Origin of the sequence: Cellvibrio zantedeschiae, assembly GCF_014652535.1 — a bacterium.
Taxonomy (GTDB): Bacteria; Pseudomonadota; Gammaproteobacteria; order Pseudomonadales; family Cellvibrionaceae; genus Cellvibrio; species Cellvibrio zantedeschiae.
Map to the genome: position 1 here is coordinate 1,375,725 of NZ_BMYZ01000001.1, position 17,814 is coordinate 1,393,538.

General features: G+C 45.2%; 13 protein-coding genes. 10 read left to right on the plus strand and 3 right to left on the minus strand.

The features are described 5' to 3' along the window. The first annotated feature begins 154 nt into the window (after nucleotides 1-154). Together IE104_RS06105 and rpoS are read left to right on the plus strand one after the other, a co-directional pair. Nucleotides 155-952: a peptidoglycan DD-metalloendopeptidase family protein gene (locus tag IE104_RS06105; RefSeq protein ID WP_229837640.1), complete on the plus strand. Its 798-nt coding sequence runs from the start codon at nucleotides 155-157 to the stop codon at nucleotides 950-952. Between the two features lie 149 nt (nucleotides 953-1,101). Beyond that, nucleotides 1,102-2,109, plus strand: coding sequence for an RNA polymerase sigma factor RpoS (rpoS, locus tag IE104_RS06110; protein WP_189416738.1), 1,008 nt, complete (start codon nucleotides 1,102-1,104; stop codon nucleotides 2,107-2,109). Nucleotides 2,110-2,239: 130 nt separating this feature from the next. On the opposite strand, the gene fdxA is transcribed toward rpoS, so the two are convergent. Both fdxA and mutS read right to left on the minus strand, forming a co-directional pair. Continuing rightward, complete coding sequence (gene fdxA, locus IE104_RS06115) at nucleotides 2,240-2,563, minus strand: ferredoxin FdxA (protein WP_189416739.1); 324 nt, start codon at nucleotides 2,561-2,563, stop codon at nucleotides 2,240-2,242. A 145-nt stretch (nucleotides 2,564-2,708) separates the two neighbouring features. Beyond that, the gene (gene mutS, locus IE104_RS06120) at nucleotides 2,709-5,351 is read right to left on the minus strand and encodes a DNA mismatch repair protein MutS (protein ID WP_229837642.1); all 2,643 of its coding nucleotides are present in this window, start codon (nucleotides 5,349-5,351) and stop codon (nucleotides 2,709-2,711) included. Between the two features lie 343 nt (nucleotides 5,352-5,694). On the opposite strand from mutS, the gene IE104_RS06125 reads away from it, so the two are divergent. Continuing rightward, nucleotides 5,695-6,522, plus strand: coding sequence for an HDOD domain-containing protein (locus IE104_RS06125; RefSeq protein ID WP_189416741.1), 828 nt, complete (start codon nucleotides 5,695-5,697; stop codon nucleotides 6,520-6,522). A gap of 54 nt (nucleotides 6,523-6,576) precedes the next feature. Here the strand turns inward: IE104_RS06125 and IE104_RS06130 are convergent, their stop codons facing one another. Continuing rightward, complete coding sequence (locus IE104_RS06130; protein WP_189416742.1) at nucleotides 6,577-7,536, minus strand: tRNA dihydrouridine synthase; 960 nt, start codon at nucleotides 7,534-7,536, stop codon at nucleotides 6,577-6,579. Between the two features lie 207 nt (nucleotides 7,537-7,743). On the opposite strand from IE104_RS06130, the gene IE104_RS06135 reads away from it, so the two are divergent. The 7 genes from IE104_RS06135 to IE104_RS06165 all read left to right on the plus strand — a co-directional run bounded on the left by IE104_RS06135 (nucleotide 7,744) and on the right by IE104_RS06165 (nucleotide 17,725). After that, on the plus strand, nucleotides 7,744-9,099 hold the full coding sequence (locus tag IE104_RS06135) for a DEAD/DEAH box helicase (RefSeq protein WP_189416744.1): 1,356 nt from the start codon (nucleotides 7,744-7,746) through the stop codon (nucleotides 9,097-9,099). Between the two features lie 356 nt (nucleotides 9,100-9,455). Further along, a complete protein-coding gene (locus IE104_RS06140) occupies nucleotides 9,456-10,280 on the plus strand; it encodes a PhoH family protein (protein WP_189416746.1) in 825 nt (274 codons plus the stop codon). A gap of 195 nt (nucleotides 10,281-10,475) precedes the next feature. Next, the gene (locus tag IE104_RS06145; protein WP_189416748.1) at nucleotides 10,476-11,282 is read left to right on the plus strand and encodes a putative RNA methyltransferase; all 807 of its coding nucleotides are present in this window, start codon (nucleotides 10,476-10,478) and stop codon (nucleotides 11,280-11,282) included. A 255-nt stretch (nucleotides 11,283-11,537) separates the two neighbouring features. Then, nucleotides 11,538-13,325 carry a TolC family outer membrane protein gene (locus tag IE104_RS06150; protein ID WP_189416749.1) on the plus strand — a complete coding sequence of 596 codons (1,788 nt, stop codon included), beginning with the start codon at nucleotides 11,538-11,540 and terminating at the stop codon, nucleotides 13,323-13,325. Between the two features lie 223 nt (nucleotides 13,326-13,548). After that, nucleotides 13,549-15,693 (plus strand): type I secretion system permease/ATPase, encoded by a 2,145-nt coding sequence (locus IE104_RS06155; RefSeq protein ID WP_189416751.1) that lies wholly within the window; start codon nucleotides 13,549-13,551, stop codon nucleotides 15,691-15,693. Further along, entirely contained in the window at nucleotides 15,693-17,132 is a 1,440-nt protein-coding gene (locus IE104_RS06160) for an HlyD family type I secretion periplasmic adaptor subunit (protein ID WP_189416752.1), read from the plus strand. The genes IE104_RS06155 and IE104_RS06160 overlap by 1 nt, the downstream gene beginning before the upstream one ends. Then, nucleotides 17,132-17,725 carry a helix-turn-helix transcriptional regulator gene (locus IE104_RS06165; RefSeq protein ID WP_189416754.1) on the plus strand — a complete coding sequence of 198 codons (594 nt, stop codon included), beginning with the start codon at nucleotides 17,132-17,134 and terminating at the stop codon, nucleotides 17,723-17,725. The genes IE104_RS06160 and IE104_RS06165 overlap by 1 nt, the downstream gene beginning before the upstream one ends. The last annotated feature ends 89 nt before the right edge of the window (nucleotides 17,726-17,814 follow it).

A 17,814-nucleotide genomic window follows, 5' to 3' on the forward strand; every position in this document is an offset into this window, starting at 1 on the left:
AAAACGGATTAAAAACTCCTAATTGGCGATTAATTAACCACTAATGGTGCACATTTATATGAAAATTTTAGATAATTTTAAAATAAATTTCATATATTTAGCACTAAAAGATATAACAAAGATCAAAAATTAACCTAATCTCTTGTGCTCTATTATGGGTAAAAAATGGCTAAAAAGTTCAACTACTGCTTTAAGCATGTTCAGTATATTGATCATTTTTTTAATCGTTTCCTCATGTTCATCCAATCGGGCAGCAGATGTATCTGACCGCTCCAGTCAACATTCCTATAAAGGAAAAACACACCGTGTGGCCAAGGGCGAAACGCTCTTTTCCATCGCATGGCGTTATGGTGTTGACTTAAAAAAACTCGCTGAATTTAATGGTATTAAGTCTCCGTACACAATATATCCTTCGCAACAGATTAAGCTTGATATTCGTGCTTCAAACGGGAGAGCTTCCCAATCTAATGGTGTTGGTGATGTATCAAAATATCCTGCAACTAAAAATCCTTCTGGCCGTTCAAAAAATGGAACGGCTGTAAGCAGATTGTCATCAAATAGTGATAATTTACAAAGCTCGCCCAAGTGGCAGTGGCCGGTGCCTGGCAAGCCAATTGCACTTTTTCAGGGCGATTCAGGTTTAAATAAAGGTATTGATCTTAGCGGTAAATTGGGAGAGCCTGTGCTTGCAGCAGCTTCCGGACGTGTCGTTTACGCAGGAAGTGGGCTGAGTGGGTATGGCAAATTGCTCATCATAAAACACAATGAAACCTTCTTAAGTGCCTATGCACACAATGATGAAATATCAGTAAAAGAAGGTGATTTAGTTAAAGCTGGGCAAAGAATTGCCGATATGGGTTCAAGCGGTACTGATAGAGTTAAGCTTCACTTTGAGATTCGTAGCGAAGGTAGTCCAGTGGATCCACTGAAATATTTGCCCAAGCGCCAATAGAGTTCACACATTCGATAAGTAAAGATAAATGGGGTCTGTGAAGCGACTCGTTAACCTGATCCAGAATAAAGAAGTAGGCTGAAGGGAATGGTATAGCTTGGGTGAGCTAGTTCTAACTGGCTAAATTTTACGATTTAAGGGGCTGAAAAATGACTTTGCAAACTAAAGAATCAAGCGTATTTGATCGCGACGACGTGTTCATGGCGCAAGAAATTGATTTCGATGAAAGTGATATGTTACTGACGGAAGAAGACGAAGTAGTACCGAAAGCAACGCGCTCAGCAGGAATTAGTGAACGAATTGTAGATGACAAGTTTAACAAAACCCTCGATGCAACTCAGATTTACCTCAACGAAATTGGATTTTCCCCATTATTAAGTGCAGAAGAAGAAGTCTTCTTCGCTCGCAAAGCCCTGAAAGGTGATGAAGCAGCGCGCAAGCGTATGATTGAAAGTAACCTTCGTCTGGTTGTAAAAATTTCCCGTCGTTATGTAAACCGTGGTTTGGCGCTTCTCGATTTAATTGAAGAAGGCAACCTGGGTTTGATTCGCGCTGTTGAAAAGTTTGACCCCGAGCGCGGCTTCCGTTTTTCTACCTACGCGACTTGGTGGATTCGTCAAACCATCGAGCGTGCCATCATGAACCAAACGCGCACTATTCGTTTGCCCATTCATGTTGTTAAAGAATTAAATATTTATCTGCGTGCTGCACGCGAACTTTCCCAAAAGCTCGATCACGAGCCATCACCAGAAGAAATTGCACATTTATTAGAAAAGCCGGTAGCCGATGTAGAGCGCATGCTGAGCTTGAATGAGCGTGTAACGTCTATTGATACTCCTATTGGTCCATCGTCTGACAGAACCATCGTTGATACGATTGCCGACACTCATGTTTCAGATCCAGCTGCGATTTTGCAAGAACGCGATTTAACGATGAGTTTGGATTCATGGTTAGACGAATTGACTGAAAAGCAACGTGAAGTGCTTTCTCGCCGCTTTGGTTTGCGTGGCCATGAAGTGAGCACTTTGGAAGAAGTTGGCCATGAAATTGGTTTGACACGCGAGCGTGTTCGCCAAATTCAAGTAGAAGCATTAAAGCGTCTGCGTGACATTATGGAAAAGCAAGGTTTGGATAGCGCCGCTTTATTTAGCGCTTAATCGATTCCAGCTTAAAAACAAAAGGCAGCTTCGGCTGCCTTTGTTGTTTCTGGGTATATCTATTCAGAATTGGATTTTCGGACAATAAAAAACCGCGGCTAGCGCGGTTTTTGGCAATAAATTGGGGCGATTAACGCTCTAAATATTGCAACTTGCCAGGAACGCCATCCCATTCAGCGGCATCAGCCGGAGATTCTTTAATCTCGGTAATGTTTGGCCAAACTTCTGCGAGTTCAGCATTAAGCTGCAGGAATCCGGCTTGGTCTTCCGGTAATTCATCTTCGGAGAAAATGGCACCTACGGGGCATTCGGGCTCACAAAGCGCGCAATCGATACATTCGTCCGGGTGAATAACCAAAAAATTGGGGCCTTCGTAGAAGCAATCTACCGGGCAGACTTCCACACAATCTGTGTGCTTACATTTAATGCAGTTTTCCCCAACAACAAAAGTCATAGTTGACTCCCCACGACAAAATAAAGTTACAACATCAAGAAGCGCGCATTCTAAACAGCCTAGGCTCTTTTGAATAGCATTTTGCGCATTGAGTTTTTACGAGCCTAAGCTGCGCTCGTCAAAACTCCGGTAAGCTTTTAAAAAACTAACGTCCTTTCTTTAAAATCTCTTTCAGGCGATAGAGTTGTTCCAGGGCTTCTCTCGGTGATAGGTTGTCTGGATTGATCTTCTTCAAAGCCTCTACCGCCGGGTTAGGTAAGGCATCGAATAAGCCCGATTGCAGTGGAGATGTAAGCTCTGCTGTGACTGATAATTCGGCTACTGGCGCAGGTGCTGTTTGGGTAATCGCTAAAGTTGAATGTTCCGGATGAACACCTTGCTCCAGAAGTTGCAACTGAGCTTGTGCTTGCGCCAATACCTCTGCAGGAATGCCTGCTAGCTTGGCGACTTGTAAGCCGTAACTCTTGCTCGCCGGACCCTCCTGTACCTTATGTAAGAACACTATATTGTCGTTGTGTTCAGTCGCGTTTAAGTGAACATTGGCGATCCCCGGAATAGTCTCCGGCAAGCTCGTAATCTCAAAGTAATGCGTGGCAAACAGGGTGAATGCGCTAACTTTCTCAGCAAGGTGTTTTGCGCATGCCCAAGCTAAAGATAAGCCATCAAAGGTACTGGTGCCGCGACCAATTTCATCCATTAATACCAAGCTTCGGGCAGTGGCGTTGTGCAGGATATTGGCAGTTTCGGTCATTTCCACCATAAAGGTTGATCTGCCACCAGCCAAATCATCTGACGAGCCTATACGCGTAAAAATGCGGTCCACAATGCCTATTTCTGCACTCTGGGCAGGAACAAAACTACCTATGTGGGCAAGCAATACAATTAATGCGGCCTGACGCATATAGGTCGATTTACCGCCCATGTTTGGGCCGGTCACAATCAGCATATGGCGTTCGCGGTGAAACAATAAATCGTTGGGAACAAAGGGCGCCGTAGTAACTTGCTCGACGACTGGATGCCGTCCGCCTTCGATATTTATGCCAGCTTTTAGCGATAGGGTTGGACAGCAAAAGCCAAGTGCATCTGCGCGTTCAGCCAAGGTTGCCAGCACATCCAGTTCCGATACAGCATTTGCGGAGTTTTGCAGCGGAATGAGCTGTTCGTTAAGAATATCCAGCAGTTCATCATAAAGCGCCTTTTCACGGGCAAGAGCGCGGCTCTTGGCAGACAGGGCTTTATCTTCAAACTCTTTCAGTTCTGGCGTGATGTAACGCTCGGCATTTTTCAACGTTTGGCGACGAATATAGTCAGCAGGGGCCTTTTCAGATTGCGCGCTGGTTAGCTCAATAAAATAACCATGCACACGGTTGTAGCCCACCTTGAGCGTTGGAATCCCCGTACGTTCACGCTCGCGAAGCTCAAGGTCCAGCAAATATTGGCCTGCATTAGTGCTGATGTTCCGCAAGTCATCCAGTTCAGCGTCATAACCGTCTGCAATCACGCCGCCTTCACGAATGACAACCGGTGGGTTCTCGATAATAGCGCGTGACAACAATTCTACGAGCTGGGGAAAGGTGCTTATCTGGATTGCCAGATCATTCAACAGTGGCGATTTGTGTTTGGCGAGTTCAGATTGCAGTTCTGGATAACAAGCAATCGACATCATTAAGCGGGACAGGTCCCGCGGACGCGATGAGCGCAAAGCCAGGCGTCCTAGAATTCGCTCCATATCGCCGACTTGCTTCAAAATCCCATTGATCACTTCAAAGTTGTAGTTGTGACGCAAGGTTGTAATGGCGTTTTGGCGCGCGTTGAGCAATTCAATATCGCGCAAAGGGCGGTTTAACCAGCGGCGCAAAAGACGGCTGCCCATACTGGTGGCGGCGCGATTCAGCACCGAGAACAAGGTGTGTTCATCCCCACCGTTAAGATTGATATCCAATTCAAGATTGCGACGAGTTGCGGCGTCCATGATTACCGCTTCGTCACGGTTTTCATGGGAGAGGCTGCGTACGTGCGGCAGGGCGGTGCGCTGGGTTTCACGCGCGTAACTGAGCAGGCAGCCAGCGGCGCAAAGTGCAGTTTTAAGATGTTCGCAACCAAAGCCAGCTAAATCTTTGGTGCCGAATTGTTGAATCAGCAGGCGCTCGGCAGTTTCGTAATCGAATTCCCAAGGACCGCGGCGGCGAAGGCCTTTGCGGTTTTCAATCAGGGCCGGGGTCGTTAAATGATCGCTTAACAGCAGTTCGGCAGGGCTTAAGCGTTGTAATTCTCCCAATGCAGCATCCAGTCCTTCAACTTCCAGAACTAAAAAGCGGCCGCTCGCCATATCGAGAGAAGCGATGCCAAAGATGTCGCCGGCCTGGTGTAACGCAACCAATAAATTATCGCGGCGAGAATCCAGCAGCGCCTCGTCGCTTACAGTGCCGGGTGTAACAATACGCATAACCTTGCGTTCTACAGGTCCTTTGCTCGTTGCCGGGTCGCCAATTTGCTCACAAATAGCGACAGATACACCTTCTTTCACCAGCTTTGCGAGGTAACCATCGGCAGAGTGAAAGGGAATTCCCGCCATAGGGATAGGTTCCCCATTGGATTTACCACGGGCGGTGAGGGTGATATCTAAAATCTCGGAGGCTTTTTTTGCGTCGTCGAAAAACAACTCATAGAAGTCGCCCATACGATAAAACACCATTTCGTGCGGGTGCTGAGCCTTGATCCGCAGGTATTGGGTCATCATGGGCGTATGAAGGGCTTCTTGGCTCGCTTGCAACTCGTTGTTTTGCATAATTATTCTGTCTAGGTTCCGTGGATCTATAGATGTTCTGGCGGGTGACCTGATATTTGAAAATCATTTCAGCTTAGGTCATTAAATCAGTGGCAGGATTCTACCAAACACCCAACCGCACTCACAGCAAAAGAGTTCATAAACTGAAATGATTTGAAGGCAAATTGTCGGCAGTTAACTTCTTCATGTGGGTGATTGGGATGATGTGAGTAGGAATTTCTCAATTCCTTAACGCATATACCGTCTTATCACAGAAATAAATTTTTTATATAAATAAATCTAGCAAACACATAAAGCTGAACTATTATCAGCTTATGTATATCCACACCAGTGAGGCGACATCATGAACTTACAAACTCTAATAGATAATGCTCAAAAATTGCCCAACATTCCTAAGGTTGTTCAAGAACTTATAGAGAGTTTTGGCGATGAGAATGTGAGCAATGATGCTATCGCGAAAAAAATTAGTGCAGACCAAGTGCTCACTATTAAAGTACTTCGCGCAGCCAACTCGGCGCACTACGGTGGTAATAGAAAAGTAGGCTCAGTAAGTGATGCTGTATTTTTATTGGGCTTTAACGCGGTAAGAACTTTGGTGTTGGCTTCTGGTTTGACCGGCGCGTTTAAAGCACCCGAAGGTTTTGATTTGAAAAAATTCTGGCACGACAGTTTTGCCGTTGCTGCTACCTGTAAATGGATTGCACGTTATTCTCATGACGATGCAGAAACTGCATTTACCTGCGGCATGATTCACAATATTGGCGAATTGTTAATTCACATTTTGTTGCCTGCTGAGTGTGCAGAAATGCAAAAGGTTGTTGATAAAGGCGCGCGCAACGTCGATATCGAAAAAAATTATTTAGGTTTCGATTTCTCAGAAGCGGGTGCTGAACTTGCTCACCGCTGGAAGTTCCCTGAAGCAATTGTGAAGGGCATTCGCTACCAGTTGGATCCGCACGAGGCAGAGGTTTTCCCACGTTTAGCAGGTGTTATCAACATCGCGCTTTATATTAATAAGATGAACGATTCAGGTGCAGATAGCGCAGCGATTCTGGCTGGATTCCCAAATACTTTGGCAACCGAGTTGGGAATTAATCTGGTTAAAATGATGGAGAAAATTGAAGAGACTAAAGAACTTGCAACTGCAATCGATGCCTTGTTGGAAGAATAAAAGCTATCGCTCGTGGTTAAAAAAGCCCGCTTAGTGCGGGCTTTTTTATGTCTGCTATTTGCAATCATCCAGAGCTTTCTTAAAGCAATCTTCAATATCTTGTGGGGTGCTCTTGCGCTTCACTTCATCAAAGAAAATTTGCGCTTGCGGATATTGACGGCTCAAATACATCAACCATTGTTTAACGCGATTCCCGCAATTTCTTTCATCATAAAGTGGTGTGGTTTTTTGATAGTAAGCAAATAACATTTCACAGATTTCTAACCAGATTAACGGGCGATAATCTTCACCCGATAAATGTGCTTTTATTTGGCGAGCCAGGTCGGGGCAAGATAATAAACCTCTACCAAGCATTACATCATCGCATTGGGACTGTTCGCGGCAACGAATGTAATCGTCAATAGTCCAAATCTCTCCATTTGCAATCACGGGAATTTTCAGTTTGGCTTTTATGTCTGCAATGTAATGCCAGTAAGCGGGCGGTTTATAGCCATCGGCTTTTGAGCGGGCGTGCACAGTGAGCTCGTTGGCGCCCGCAGATTCTACGGCGCTGGCGTTTTCCATATAGCTGGATCTATCTTCAAAACCCAGGCGAATTTTGGCGGAAACGGGAATGTTTTTGGGCACCGCATCGCGCACTGCTTTAATGATGTTGTACACACGATCTGGCGTACGTAATAAACAGGCGCCACCTTCATGGGAGTTCACCGTTTTGGCGGGGCAGCCGAAATTCAGGTCGATGGATTTGGCTCCGTAGTTCACCAGCTCCAGGGCATTGATCGCCATGGGTTCAGGTTTGCTACCAAGTAGCTGGACTTTAACCGGCGTTCCATTAGGGGTTTGGGAGTTTGTTTCGAGTTCCTGCGCATATTTGTAGAAGACTTTGTAGGGCAGCTTTTGGTCGGTTACTCGAATAAATTCTGTTACGCAGCCGTCAAGCCCGCCAATACGTGTCAAAATGTCACGCACGTGGTGTTCTACAACGCCCTCCATCGGGGCTAGCATGATTCTCATAGCGGGCTGTCTGCAAAAAAGGGTGGAGATAATCGAGGGCGGCATTCTACGCAACCTGTTTCGGGATTGCAGGCGCTTTTGATGATATATCAGGCCTTTTGGTTGATAACTGCCAATAATCTGCGTAGATTGCGCGCCTTTTTGAAGAAACCAATTCGCCTGTTAGCGAACTGCTAGCAAATAGTGTCGAAATTTTGAGGATTTACCATGACGTCACCCCATTTTCATGAGCTGATTGCCGACCCACAACTGCTTAAAGCGATAGACGCGCATGGCTACGAACAGCCAACGCCGGTGCAGTTACGGGCCATTCCGCAAGTGTTGGCGGGTAAAAATCTTCTGGTAAGCTCAAAAACTGGCAGTGGTAAAACGGCGGCTTTTCTTCTACCTGCCTTACAAAAAATCCTCACCACGCCGACCTCCAATCCTGAGAGCTCCCGAATTCTGATTTTGACACCCACCCGTGAGTTGGCTCGTCAAATCGTTAAAAACGCCCAGCAGTTGTTGAAGTTCACCCATATAAAGGTGGGCATGGTTTGTGGCGGTGAAGAATTTAAATACCAAAAGGCCATGTTACGTAAAAACCCGGAAATTGTTGTGGGAACCCCAGGTCGTTTGGCTGAACATGTGACTCATAAATCGACCGATTTTTCTGGTTTGGATTTTTTGATTTTGGATGAAGCAGACCGCATGTTGGAAATGGGGTTGAGTGAAGATGTTATGGCGATTGCTAAAACCTGCAGCGCTGAACGCCAAACTCTTTTATTTTCGGCAACATTAGAACCCCAGGGTATTCGCCATTTAATTAAACAAGTTGTATTGGGTGATGCAGAAGAAGTTGTGGTGAATGAAGTTGCGAACGCTATTGAACAGCAAATGATCTTGGCGGACGACGTTAAGCATAAAGAAAAATTATTGGTAGCTTTGCTGGAAAAATCTTCTTTTGAAAAAGTCGTAGTATTTACTAACACCAAAGCAAAAGCTGTGCAGTTAGATAATGTGTTGCGCTACAACAAGTACAAGGTTAGTGCGTTACATGGCGATATCACTCAGGACCAGCGTCGTATTTCCCTGGATTTTTTCCGCCAGGGTAAAACACAAGTGTTGGTTGCAACCGATGTTGCTGCGCGCGGTCTGGATATTCCTGGTGTGGATTTGGTTGTGAATTTTGATATGGCCCAATCGGGTGATGATTATTTGCATCGCATAGGCCGCACCGGTCGTGCAGATGCAGAGGGTAGAGCGGTTTCATTTGTAGCCGCAAATGACTGGAATCTTACGAACGGCATTCAGCGCTATTTGAATATTAGCTTTCAAATAATTAGCATCCCGGGATTGGTGGGCCACTATAAAGGGCCCGATAAACTTAAATCATCGGGCAAAGCTGTTGGCACCAAAAAGAAAGTTGATGAGAAGAAAAACTCATCAGATAAAGATGTAAAAGTTAAAGTGCGAACCAAAGACAAAAAGAATATCGGCAAACGCCGGGCACCCAGTGCCAAGGTTGAGCCGGCTAATGATTTAGGAGATGGTTTTTCAGCGTTTAAAAAGAAGCCGCAATAGCGGCTTTTTTTACGTCTTTCTTCAGGTAATAAAAACGTAAAAAATTTATTGACCCGATTCTGCTTTAAGCCTAGTATCTAGGTGTGGATCAAAAAAAATCCACAAGATATGGTAGAAGGTAAGTGAGTGGATCCTTGATGCTGTCATCAATTATTCACAGGGCTTTGTTACCTTTATAGATTCATACAGCTGCTAAGAGTGAGGTGATTTCGACAATAGGAGGATCAGTGTTCTGTCTACAAACAGGTTAAATTGCAATGCGTTATTTATAAGTGTGTTAATAGGTAGTGCGTTAATAGAAATTAGAAAGCCAAAACCTTGTTGTTAACTTTGAACCTTAAGGGCGGTGACCATTTATGGCAAGAAGAAATCACGCTAGACGCAGTAACTCTTATAGTGGTAATTCTCATAGCAACTTCGCCGATGAAGGCATTCAAAAAAGCTCGCGACATAAATCTTCGCGAAAACAGCCGAGAATCGATGACAACATAGTTGATCTAAAATCCCGCTCGAAACAAGTCGAAACAGCTTACTCTCCCCCTCGCTCTGCCCAACCCCTCCGCGCAAAAAACCAAGCTCAGCAAGATTACATCACTGCAATTAATCAACATGCCTTAACCTTTGGTATTGGCCCAGCTGGTACGGGTAAAAGTTATTGTGCAGGAGCTTTGGCGGCTGAAGCGCTTGAATCTGGTCGCATAGAGAGAATTATTCTCACTCGCCCTGCAGTTGAATCCGGGGAAAGCCTTGGCTTTTTACCTGGTGATTTGGATGAGAAATTTTCAGTTTACATTGACGCCTTTCGCGATATTTTAAATGAGCGTCTTGGTGCGGGCACGGTAGATTATTGTTTGCGTCACGGGCGAATTGTTGCTGCGCCTTTGGCATACATGCGCGGTAAAACCTTTAATAGCAAAACCTTTGTTATTTTAGATGAAGCGCAAAACACCAGCGTTGCGCAAATGAAAATGTTTTTAACTCGCATTGGCGAAGATTGTAAGGTTGTGATTAACGGCGACGTCAATCAAAGCGATATTCGCGGCCCCAACGGTTTGGCAGATGCGGTTGCGCGTTTAAGTGATTTGCCTAATGTGTATGTGCATGAATTTGCACGCGACGATATTGTTCGCAGTGGTTTGGTGCGTGACATTATTGATCGCTATGAGGTTGATGCTGAATAGTTTTCACCTCACCATTTTTAAATGTTACTTTCATCAGGGGATGCGTTAGCAATAGCGCATCCTTTTTTGTGTGTTAAATATTGTTTTTGATGCTGGGTGTAGATAAGTGTAACCAGATTTTTTGCTTGCTTATTTATAGTCGGCTCTGCATGCTGCCGCTTTTTTAGAAGCTGCCGTTTTTTTAGAATAAATATCATGAAAGAATTGATTTGTCCTCTGTGCTCACAGTTTTTGATTGTTAACGAACAGGGGTTGGCCTGCGCGAATCGCCACCAGTTTGATCGAGCTAAAGAAGGTTATTTTAATTTATTGCCGGTTCACCATAAAAATTCACGTGAGCCAGGCGATGCTAAACAACAACTGGCTGCACGACGTGCGTTTTTAACGGCCGGTTATTTTGCTCCACTGCTCAATGAGCTGAAGAAAATAATTGATCCTAATAGTGGGAGTCTTCTGGATATTGGTTGTGGTGAAGGCTATTTCACTCGGGGTTTAGCTGAGCATTGCAAGCACGCTGATATTTATGGAATTGACATTGCGAAAGCGGGAATCCGTTTGGCCGCTAAAAATCGGCCATCGCAAACGACCTATGTTGTAGCTTCAAGCCATTTATTGCCCTTGGCAGACACGAGTATGGATGTGATTGTCCGGATCTACGCTCCGAGCAAAGACGAAGAATTATTCCGTGTTCTTAAACCTGATGGAAAGCTATTTATAGTTACTCCGGGTGATCGACATCTGATCGAGTTACGTAAAAGGATATATAAAGAGATAAAACCTCATCCACAACCCAAGGTTCCGCATGGGTTTAAGGATCTATCTCACATTGAAGTGAGTTTTCCTTTGAGTGTTCCGGCTGGCGAATTGACTAATGCACTACTGGAAATGACACCCTTTGCGTGGAAGTTGAGTTCGGATTTACAGGTAAAGCTGGCGGGAGAGGGCTTGGTCGACTTGGCGCATTTCCAGATAAGTACCTACGAAAAAGTAAGTTTGGATTAAATTTTGAGCAATATCTGGTCAAAACTGAATTCTTGATCTATCTTTCGAAGGTTTATTTATGTGAAATGTGTCACAGAAATTGTTATCGTGTTGTGGGCCTAAGGTGCCTCGCTTATGATGGAACACGATGTTTAAATGCAAATTTAGCTGACATAGTTAAAAGATATGTCTCGAATAGTTATATAAAATAGGTATTTCATGAGGTTTATCGGCAGAATATCTATAACAGTCTAATACCTATAAAGGTTCAAGTTAATGAAAATGGGTCCAACGGTCAGCGTGAGTTCGTTAGTTCTTCGGTCTTTTGTTAGTTGTTTGGCGTTTTCAAGTCTTATGGTTCAAGCCGCACCAGCATCAAATGTCCATGATGCTGCGATTCAGGCCATCGAATCCAATCCGGATATTCAGGCCACCTGGCATTCTTTTAATGCTGCCACATACCAAATCGGTGAAGCGCGTGCAGGCTATATGCCTTCTGTCGATTTGGCAGCAAGCGCAGGCAAAAATTCTCGCGATTTTGACGGCCGTGACCGCTACTCCAATACCCAAGGCCAGGTTTCATTAACGCAAAGTTTATTTGAAGGCTTTCGCACATCCGGTCAGGTGGAGCACTTTGAGGGTGCCCGTTTAGTTCGTTATTACGAATTATTGGATAGTGTTGAAAATACGGCCTTTGAAGCTGTTCGTGCTTATGAAGATGTTAACCGCGAGCGGCAATTGCTGAGCTCTGCGCGCGACAATTACACCAAGCATCAGGAAGTATTTAGCCAAATCGAAGAGCGTGTAAACTCCGGTGTTGGCCGCAAGGTAGACCTTGAGCAAGTAGCCGGGCGTTTGGCGCTGGCTGAAACCAATCTTTTGACCGAAGCCTCCAATCTGCATGATGTTACAGCGCGCTATTTGCGTATTGTGGGCCAATTGCCTGCGACTGATTTAACCGCATCTTCTTTTTCACAAACTAATCTACCGCCGAATATCCGCGAGGCCTTGCAATTGGCTTATCAGGGAAATTCAGGTTTTCATGCGGCTATAAAAAATATCGCTGCCATACAGGCAAATGTAAAAGTAGAGCGCTCGGGTTATTACCCTAAAGCTGAATTGCGTGCGCGTCAGGTCGTGAGTCGAAACAGCAATGGTTTTGATGAGCGCGTGGATGCCGCTCGCTATGGTGATGAAAGCGCGATTGAATTAGCGATCACTTACAATCTCTTCTCTGGTGGTGCGACTCGTTCAGCAGTGCGTAGAGCTTTGGAAGAAGTTAATGTGGCTAAAGATCAGCGCGATAAGGCCTGCGTTGATTTACGCCAGACCACTCAAATTGCATACAACGATACCCAGCGTATTAAAGAACAATTGAAATCATTGGATCAGCATCGTCGTTCTAGCGACAAAGTTCGTACTGCTTACAGCGAGCAATTTAAAATTGGCCAGCGTTCATTGCTGGATTTGCTGGATGCTGAAAATGAATATTTTCAAGCTAACCGCGCTTATACCAGTGCGCAGGCAGATTTAAATATTGCGCACGCACGCACATTGACTGCCATGGGTAAATTGTTACCGGCCTTGGATATTACCCGGGAATCTTTGGTACAAGTTAAAGGTGCCAAGGTCAATGATAAAATTAAAATTGATGGCAATAATGCGTGTCCACTTGAAGTGGCGGAAGGTTATTCGCGCAAAGATTTGATTTCAGAGATGATTCGCATTAGTGGTGATGCATTATTTGATGTAGGTAGCTCTGTATTAACATCCAACGCAACCCAAAAGTTAGACGCGCTTATTCTGCAAATTAAAAATACGCCTAATGTTGTACAAATCAAAATCGACGGCCACACGGACAACACCGGTTCTGACATGATTAATATCCCTTTGTCAAAAGCCCGTGCGGAAAGTGTTAAAAATTATTTTATTTTAAATGGTTTGGACCAAATCACCTTTCAAACCGAAGGTTATGGTGCCACGCGTGCGGTTGGCGACAATACGACTGAGGCAGGCCGCTCAGCCAATCGCCGGGTAGAAATTACGGTATCTCGTCAAGGGTAATTCCTGAAGCACCAAAAAAGCACAGTGTTCTTTGCGGCACTGTGCTTTTTTTGTAACTGAAACAAGCAGTTATCCTCTCTTTAAAATTGCGGAACTTAAATAGGGCGACTATATTTAGCCTAAGTTATTGGGGGCATCTGTGCGGATTAGGTTCTCGCTCAGATAATCCATGTCTCACCAAATTTCTATTCGATAGCGGGGCGAATTTCCCGGGAGCTTTTGCATGGTAACGCAACAATCTGGCGCATTAGAAAAAGGTGGGCCCTTGCTGGAATGTTTGCTGATACTAACCCGTGCTCACGGTATTTTAGCAACCTCCGAAACCTTACTTGCCGGTTTACCGCTTGTTCAAAACCAACTAACCCCATCATCTTTTTCGCGTTCTGCCAAGCGTGCTGGTTTATCCAGCAAAATTATTGCCCGCGATTTGTTGCAGCTTAACGATGCTTTATTTCCCGCAATCCTTTTGCTCAAAAATAACTCTGCCTGTGTGCTGCTTGAACTGAATAAGGGTACACAAAGTGCGCGCGTTGTTTTCCCCGAGTTAGGTAATTCACCGACGCAAATTCCCCTTGCCGAGCTCGCCGAAAATTACGGTGGCCAGGTTATTTACGCACGCCCTGAGCAACAATTTGATGCAAGAGCTACCAGTATCGCAAAAGTAAATCGCGGCCATTGGTTTTGGAGTGTGATTGGCGAGCACCGTGAGCTTTATCGCGATGTTTTACTAACGGCGTTTATCATTAATATTTTTGCTTTGGCATCGCCACTGTTTGTGATGAACGTGTACGACCGCGTTGTACCCAATCACGCAACAGACACGCTGTGGGTATTAGCGCTTGGCATAGTCTTAATGATTAGCGCTGATTTTGGTTTGCGAATGATGCGCGCCTGGTTTGTGGATTTGGCGGCAAGCCGAACTGATATTTCATTGTCAGCCACGATTATGGAGCGCGTACTGGGGATGAAATTATCCGAACGCCCGGTATCTGTGGGTTCATTTGCGTCGAGCTTGCAATCCTTCGAATCTATTCGCAGCTTTATCAGCTCGGCAACTGTGCTTGCGTTTGTTGATTTACCTTTTGTTTTATTGTTTACGGTTGTGATTGCGATTATTTCCTGGCCGCTTATTTTTCCAATTTTATTTGGCATAGTTGCCTCCATTCTTTACGCCGCAGCTGTGCAACACAAAATGCACAGTCTTTCTGAAAACTCCATGCAGGCTGCTGCACAGCGCAATGCCATTCTTGTTGAAAGTTTGCAAGGTCTCGAAACTTTAAAAACCACTGGTGCAGAAGGGCGCATGCAAGCAATTTGGGAGCAAACAACGCTTTTGCTTTCGCGCACCTCTGTAAAAATGCGCATGCTTTCTGGCTCTGTAGGTGCAGGTACTGCGTGGATTCAACAAGTTGTATCGGTCATTATTATTATCGTGGGCGTTTATTTAATTATTGATGGCGACTTAACCCAAGGCGGTTTAATTGCGAGCTACATGTTATCTGCTCGTGTGATGGGGCCGATCAGCCAAACTGCTGCGTTGTTAATGCAATATCACCAAGCTGCGACCGCGCTCACCAATCTGGAACAAATCATGAGCAAGCCGGTAGATCGCCCGGCAGGTTCCAATTGGATTAGCCGTTCACGTTTGCAAGGTGGCATTGAATTCAAACAAGTTGGTTTTAAATATCCGAATGATGAACGCGAAGTTCTGCGCAATATTTCTTTCAAGATTAACCCGGGAGAACGCGTTGCAATTTTGGGGCGTAACGGCTCTGGTAAAACGACTCTGGAGAAAATGATAGCGGGGTTGTATGAGCCTACTGAGGGCACAGTGTTGGTGGACGGAATTGATGTTCGTCAATTAGACCCTGCAGAGCTGCGCCGTAATATTGGTTTTGTATCCCAAGATGTCAATTTATTTTACGGAACCCTGCGTGACAATATTGCTATGGGAGCAGGTCATGTTAACGATGAAGCTTTGTTGGAAGCTGTTCGCCTTAGCGGATTAACTGAATTTGTTAATCAACATCCTGCTGGCCTCGCCATGCCGGTGGGTGAGCACGGGCAATTGTTGTCTGGCGGTCAACGCCAAAGCGTGACTATTGCGCGCGCGCTGTTAAATGATCCTGCCATTTTATTGTTTGATGAACCCACAGGTTCCATGGACCATTCCAGCGAAGAAGAATTTAAGCGCAATATCGCCGCCTATGCGCAAGGTAAAACCATGGTGGTGATTACGCATCGAACTTCGTTGTTGGAATTGGTGAATCGCATTATTGTTATTGATGCAGGAAAAATTGTTGCCGACGGTGCGAAAGAACAAGTTGTTGAAGCTTTGCGTCAGGGCCGTATTGGGAGGGCATCATAATGAATGCTCAGCTTCCAGAAAAAAATATTTCTCGCTCAGAAAAGTACTTTAAAAAAGTAGGCTTGTGGCTCGAAAAAATTGGGGTACCCGCGAGTGCTTACATCGACAAAATATATCAACGTTGGTTAGCCCCCATTAATGAGCAGTCGCACGATTGGATAAGTGACGCCGATTGGGCACGTGTACAACAAGAGCCTTTGCGGGCGCGCTTGCTGTTAAATTCAATCGCCATTGTGTTTTTAATTTTATTAGTCTGGGCTGCATTTGCAAAAGTAGATGAAGTTGCACGCGGTGAAGGCAAAGTGATTCCGTCACAACAATTGCAAGTCATCCAATCGTTTGACGGCGGCGTAGTAAAAGAAATTTTAGTGCACGAAGGTGATGTGGTTAATAAAGGCGATTTGCTGGTGCGTATTGATCCAACGCGTTTTGTGTCCAGCTTCCGTGAAAATAATGCATCGCTGGTGTCATTGGAAGCTCGTGCTGCGCGCCTGAGAGCCTTAACAGCGAATCTTCCTTTGGATATGCCTGAGGAAATTATTAAATCTGCGCCCGATATTGCAGAGCACGAAAGAACATTATATGAAGCCAATCGGCGCGAGCTGGACGAGCAATTAAGTATTTCGCGCAGTCAATTGGAGCAGCGCCAGCGTGAGTTGCAAGAAGTGCGTGCAAAATTATCGCAGGTTACGCGCGCGTTGGAATTGGCTAACCAGGAATTGACGGTAACTACGCCACTGCTCAAAAGCGGCGCTGTATCTGAAGTTGAAATTTTAAAATTGCAAGGTGAGGTCTCTAACGCACAGGGTGCGCGGCAACAAGCCTTGGCGCAAGAGCAGCGTTTACTTGCGGCAGTACAGGAATCTGAAGGTAAAGTACGCGAAGTTGAATTGAATGAAATGAATAAATGGCGTACCGAATTATCGGAAACTCTTGCAAAGCTTTCCAGCTTAAGTGAAACGGGTACAGGGCTTGCAGATAAAATTAAATATTCAGAAATTCGCGCTCCCGTACACGGCACTGTGCAAAAACTTTATACCAATACATTAGGTGGTGTTGTTCAACCTGGGCACGAAGTGATTGAAATTATTCCCTTGGACGATCAGCTCTTAATTGAGGCCAAAGTCGCACCAAAAGATATTGCATTTTTACATCCGGGCGAAACGGCGATTGTAAAATTCACCGCCTATGATTTTGCTGTTTATGGTGGCTTAACCGGCAAGCTTGAACATATTAGTGCTGACACCATGAAAGATGATAAAGACAACGTTTTTTATCTGGTGCGCGTGCGAACAGAGCGCTCTGGTTTTGATGCATCCCTGCCCATCATGCCTGGTATGACGGCGCAGGTGGATATCTTGACCGGTAAGAAAACTGTTCTATCTTATTTACTCAAGCCTGTTTTGCGGGCGAAGCAAAATGCCTTAACAGAGCGATAATGCAGTCACTATTTGTTTCACCACCTCATATTGAATCTCCGCGCTGGCAACAGGCATTTCCGTCGGCTCGATTGCTGAGCGACGAAAGCGAATTACCTGCAGACGTGCGTGGTTTGCTTATTTGGGTAATGTTGGGAGACGTGTACAGTCTCGCGCATATCGCTCGTTGGGTTGCGGCAGGCGCTCGCGTTGTCGGGCTCACTCAGGCAGAAGACCCGAGCCAGGCAAAGCAAGTTTTGGAAGCTGGTGCGAGTGGTTATTTGCATTATTTGGCCGTAGTACCGGTGCTGCAACAAGTGAGTCAGGTAGTTGAGGTTGGCGGCTTGTGGTTGGGAGTGGATTTAATGCGGCAATTGGTTTTTGCCACGGCCAATATTATTCAATCTGCTCCAGAAAAAATTCATCTCGATATGCTCAGTACTCGCGAGCAGGATGTTGCAAAAGCTGTAGCAGCGGGAAAATCCAACAAAGAAGTTGCGCGTGAGCTGGATATTACTGAGCGCACTGTAAAAGCCCATTTGAGTGCGGTGTTTGAAAAACTGAATGTACGTGATCGCCTGCATTTGGTTTTAGTGCTTTCAGGCCGCCAATAACTCCCTCGTTTTTATTACTTTATTATTCTTTTTCCCTCTGTTTTTCGTTTTATTCTTTTATTGTCCTTCAGTCCAATAGCGCATCAGTC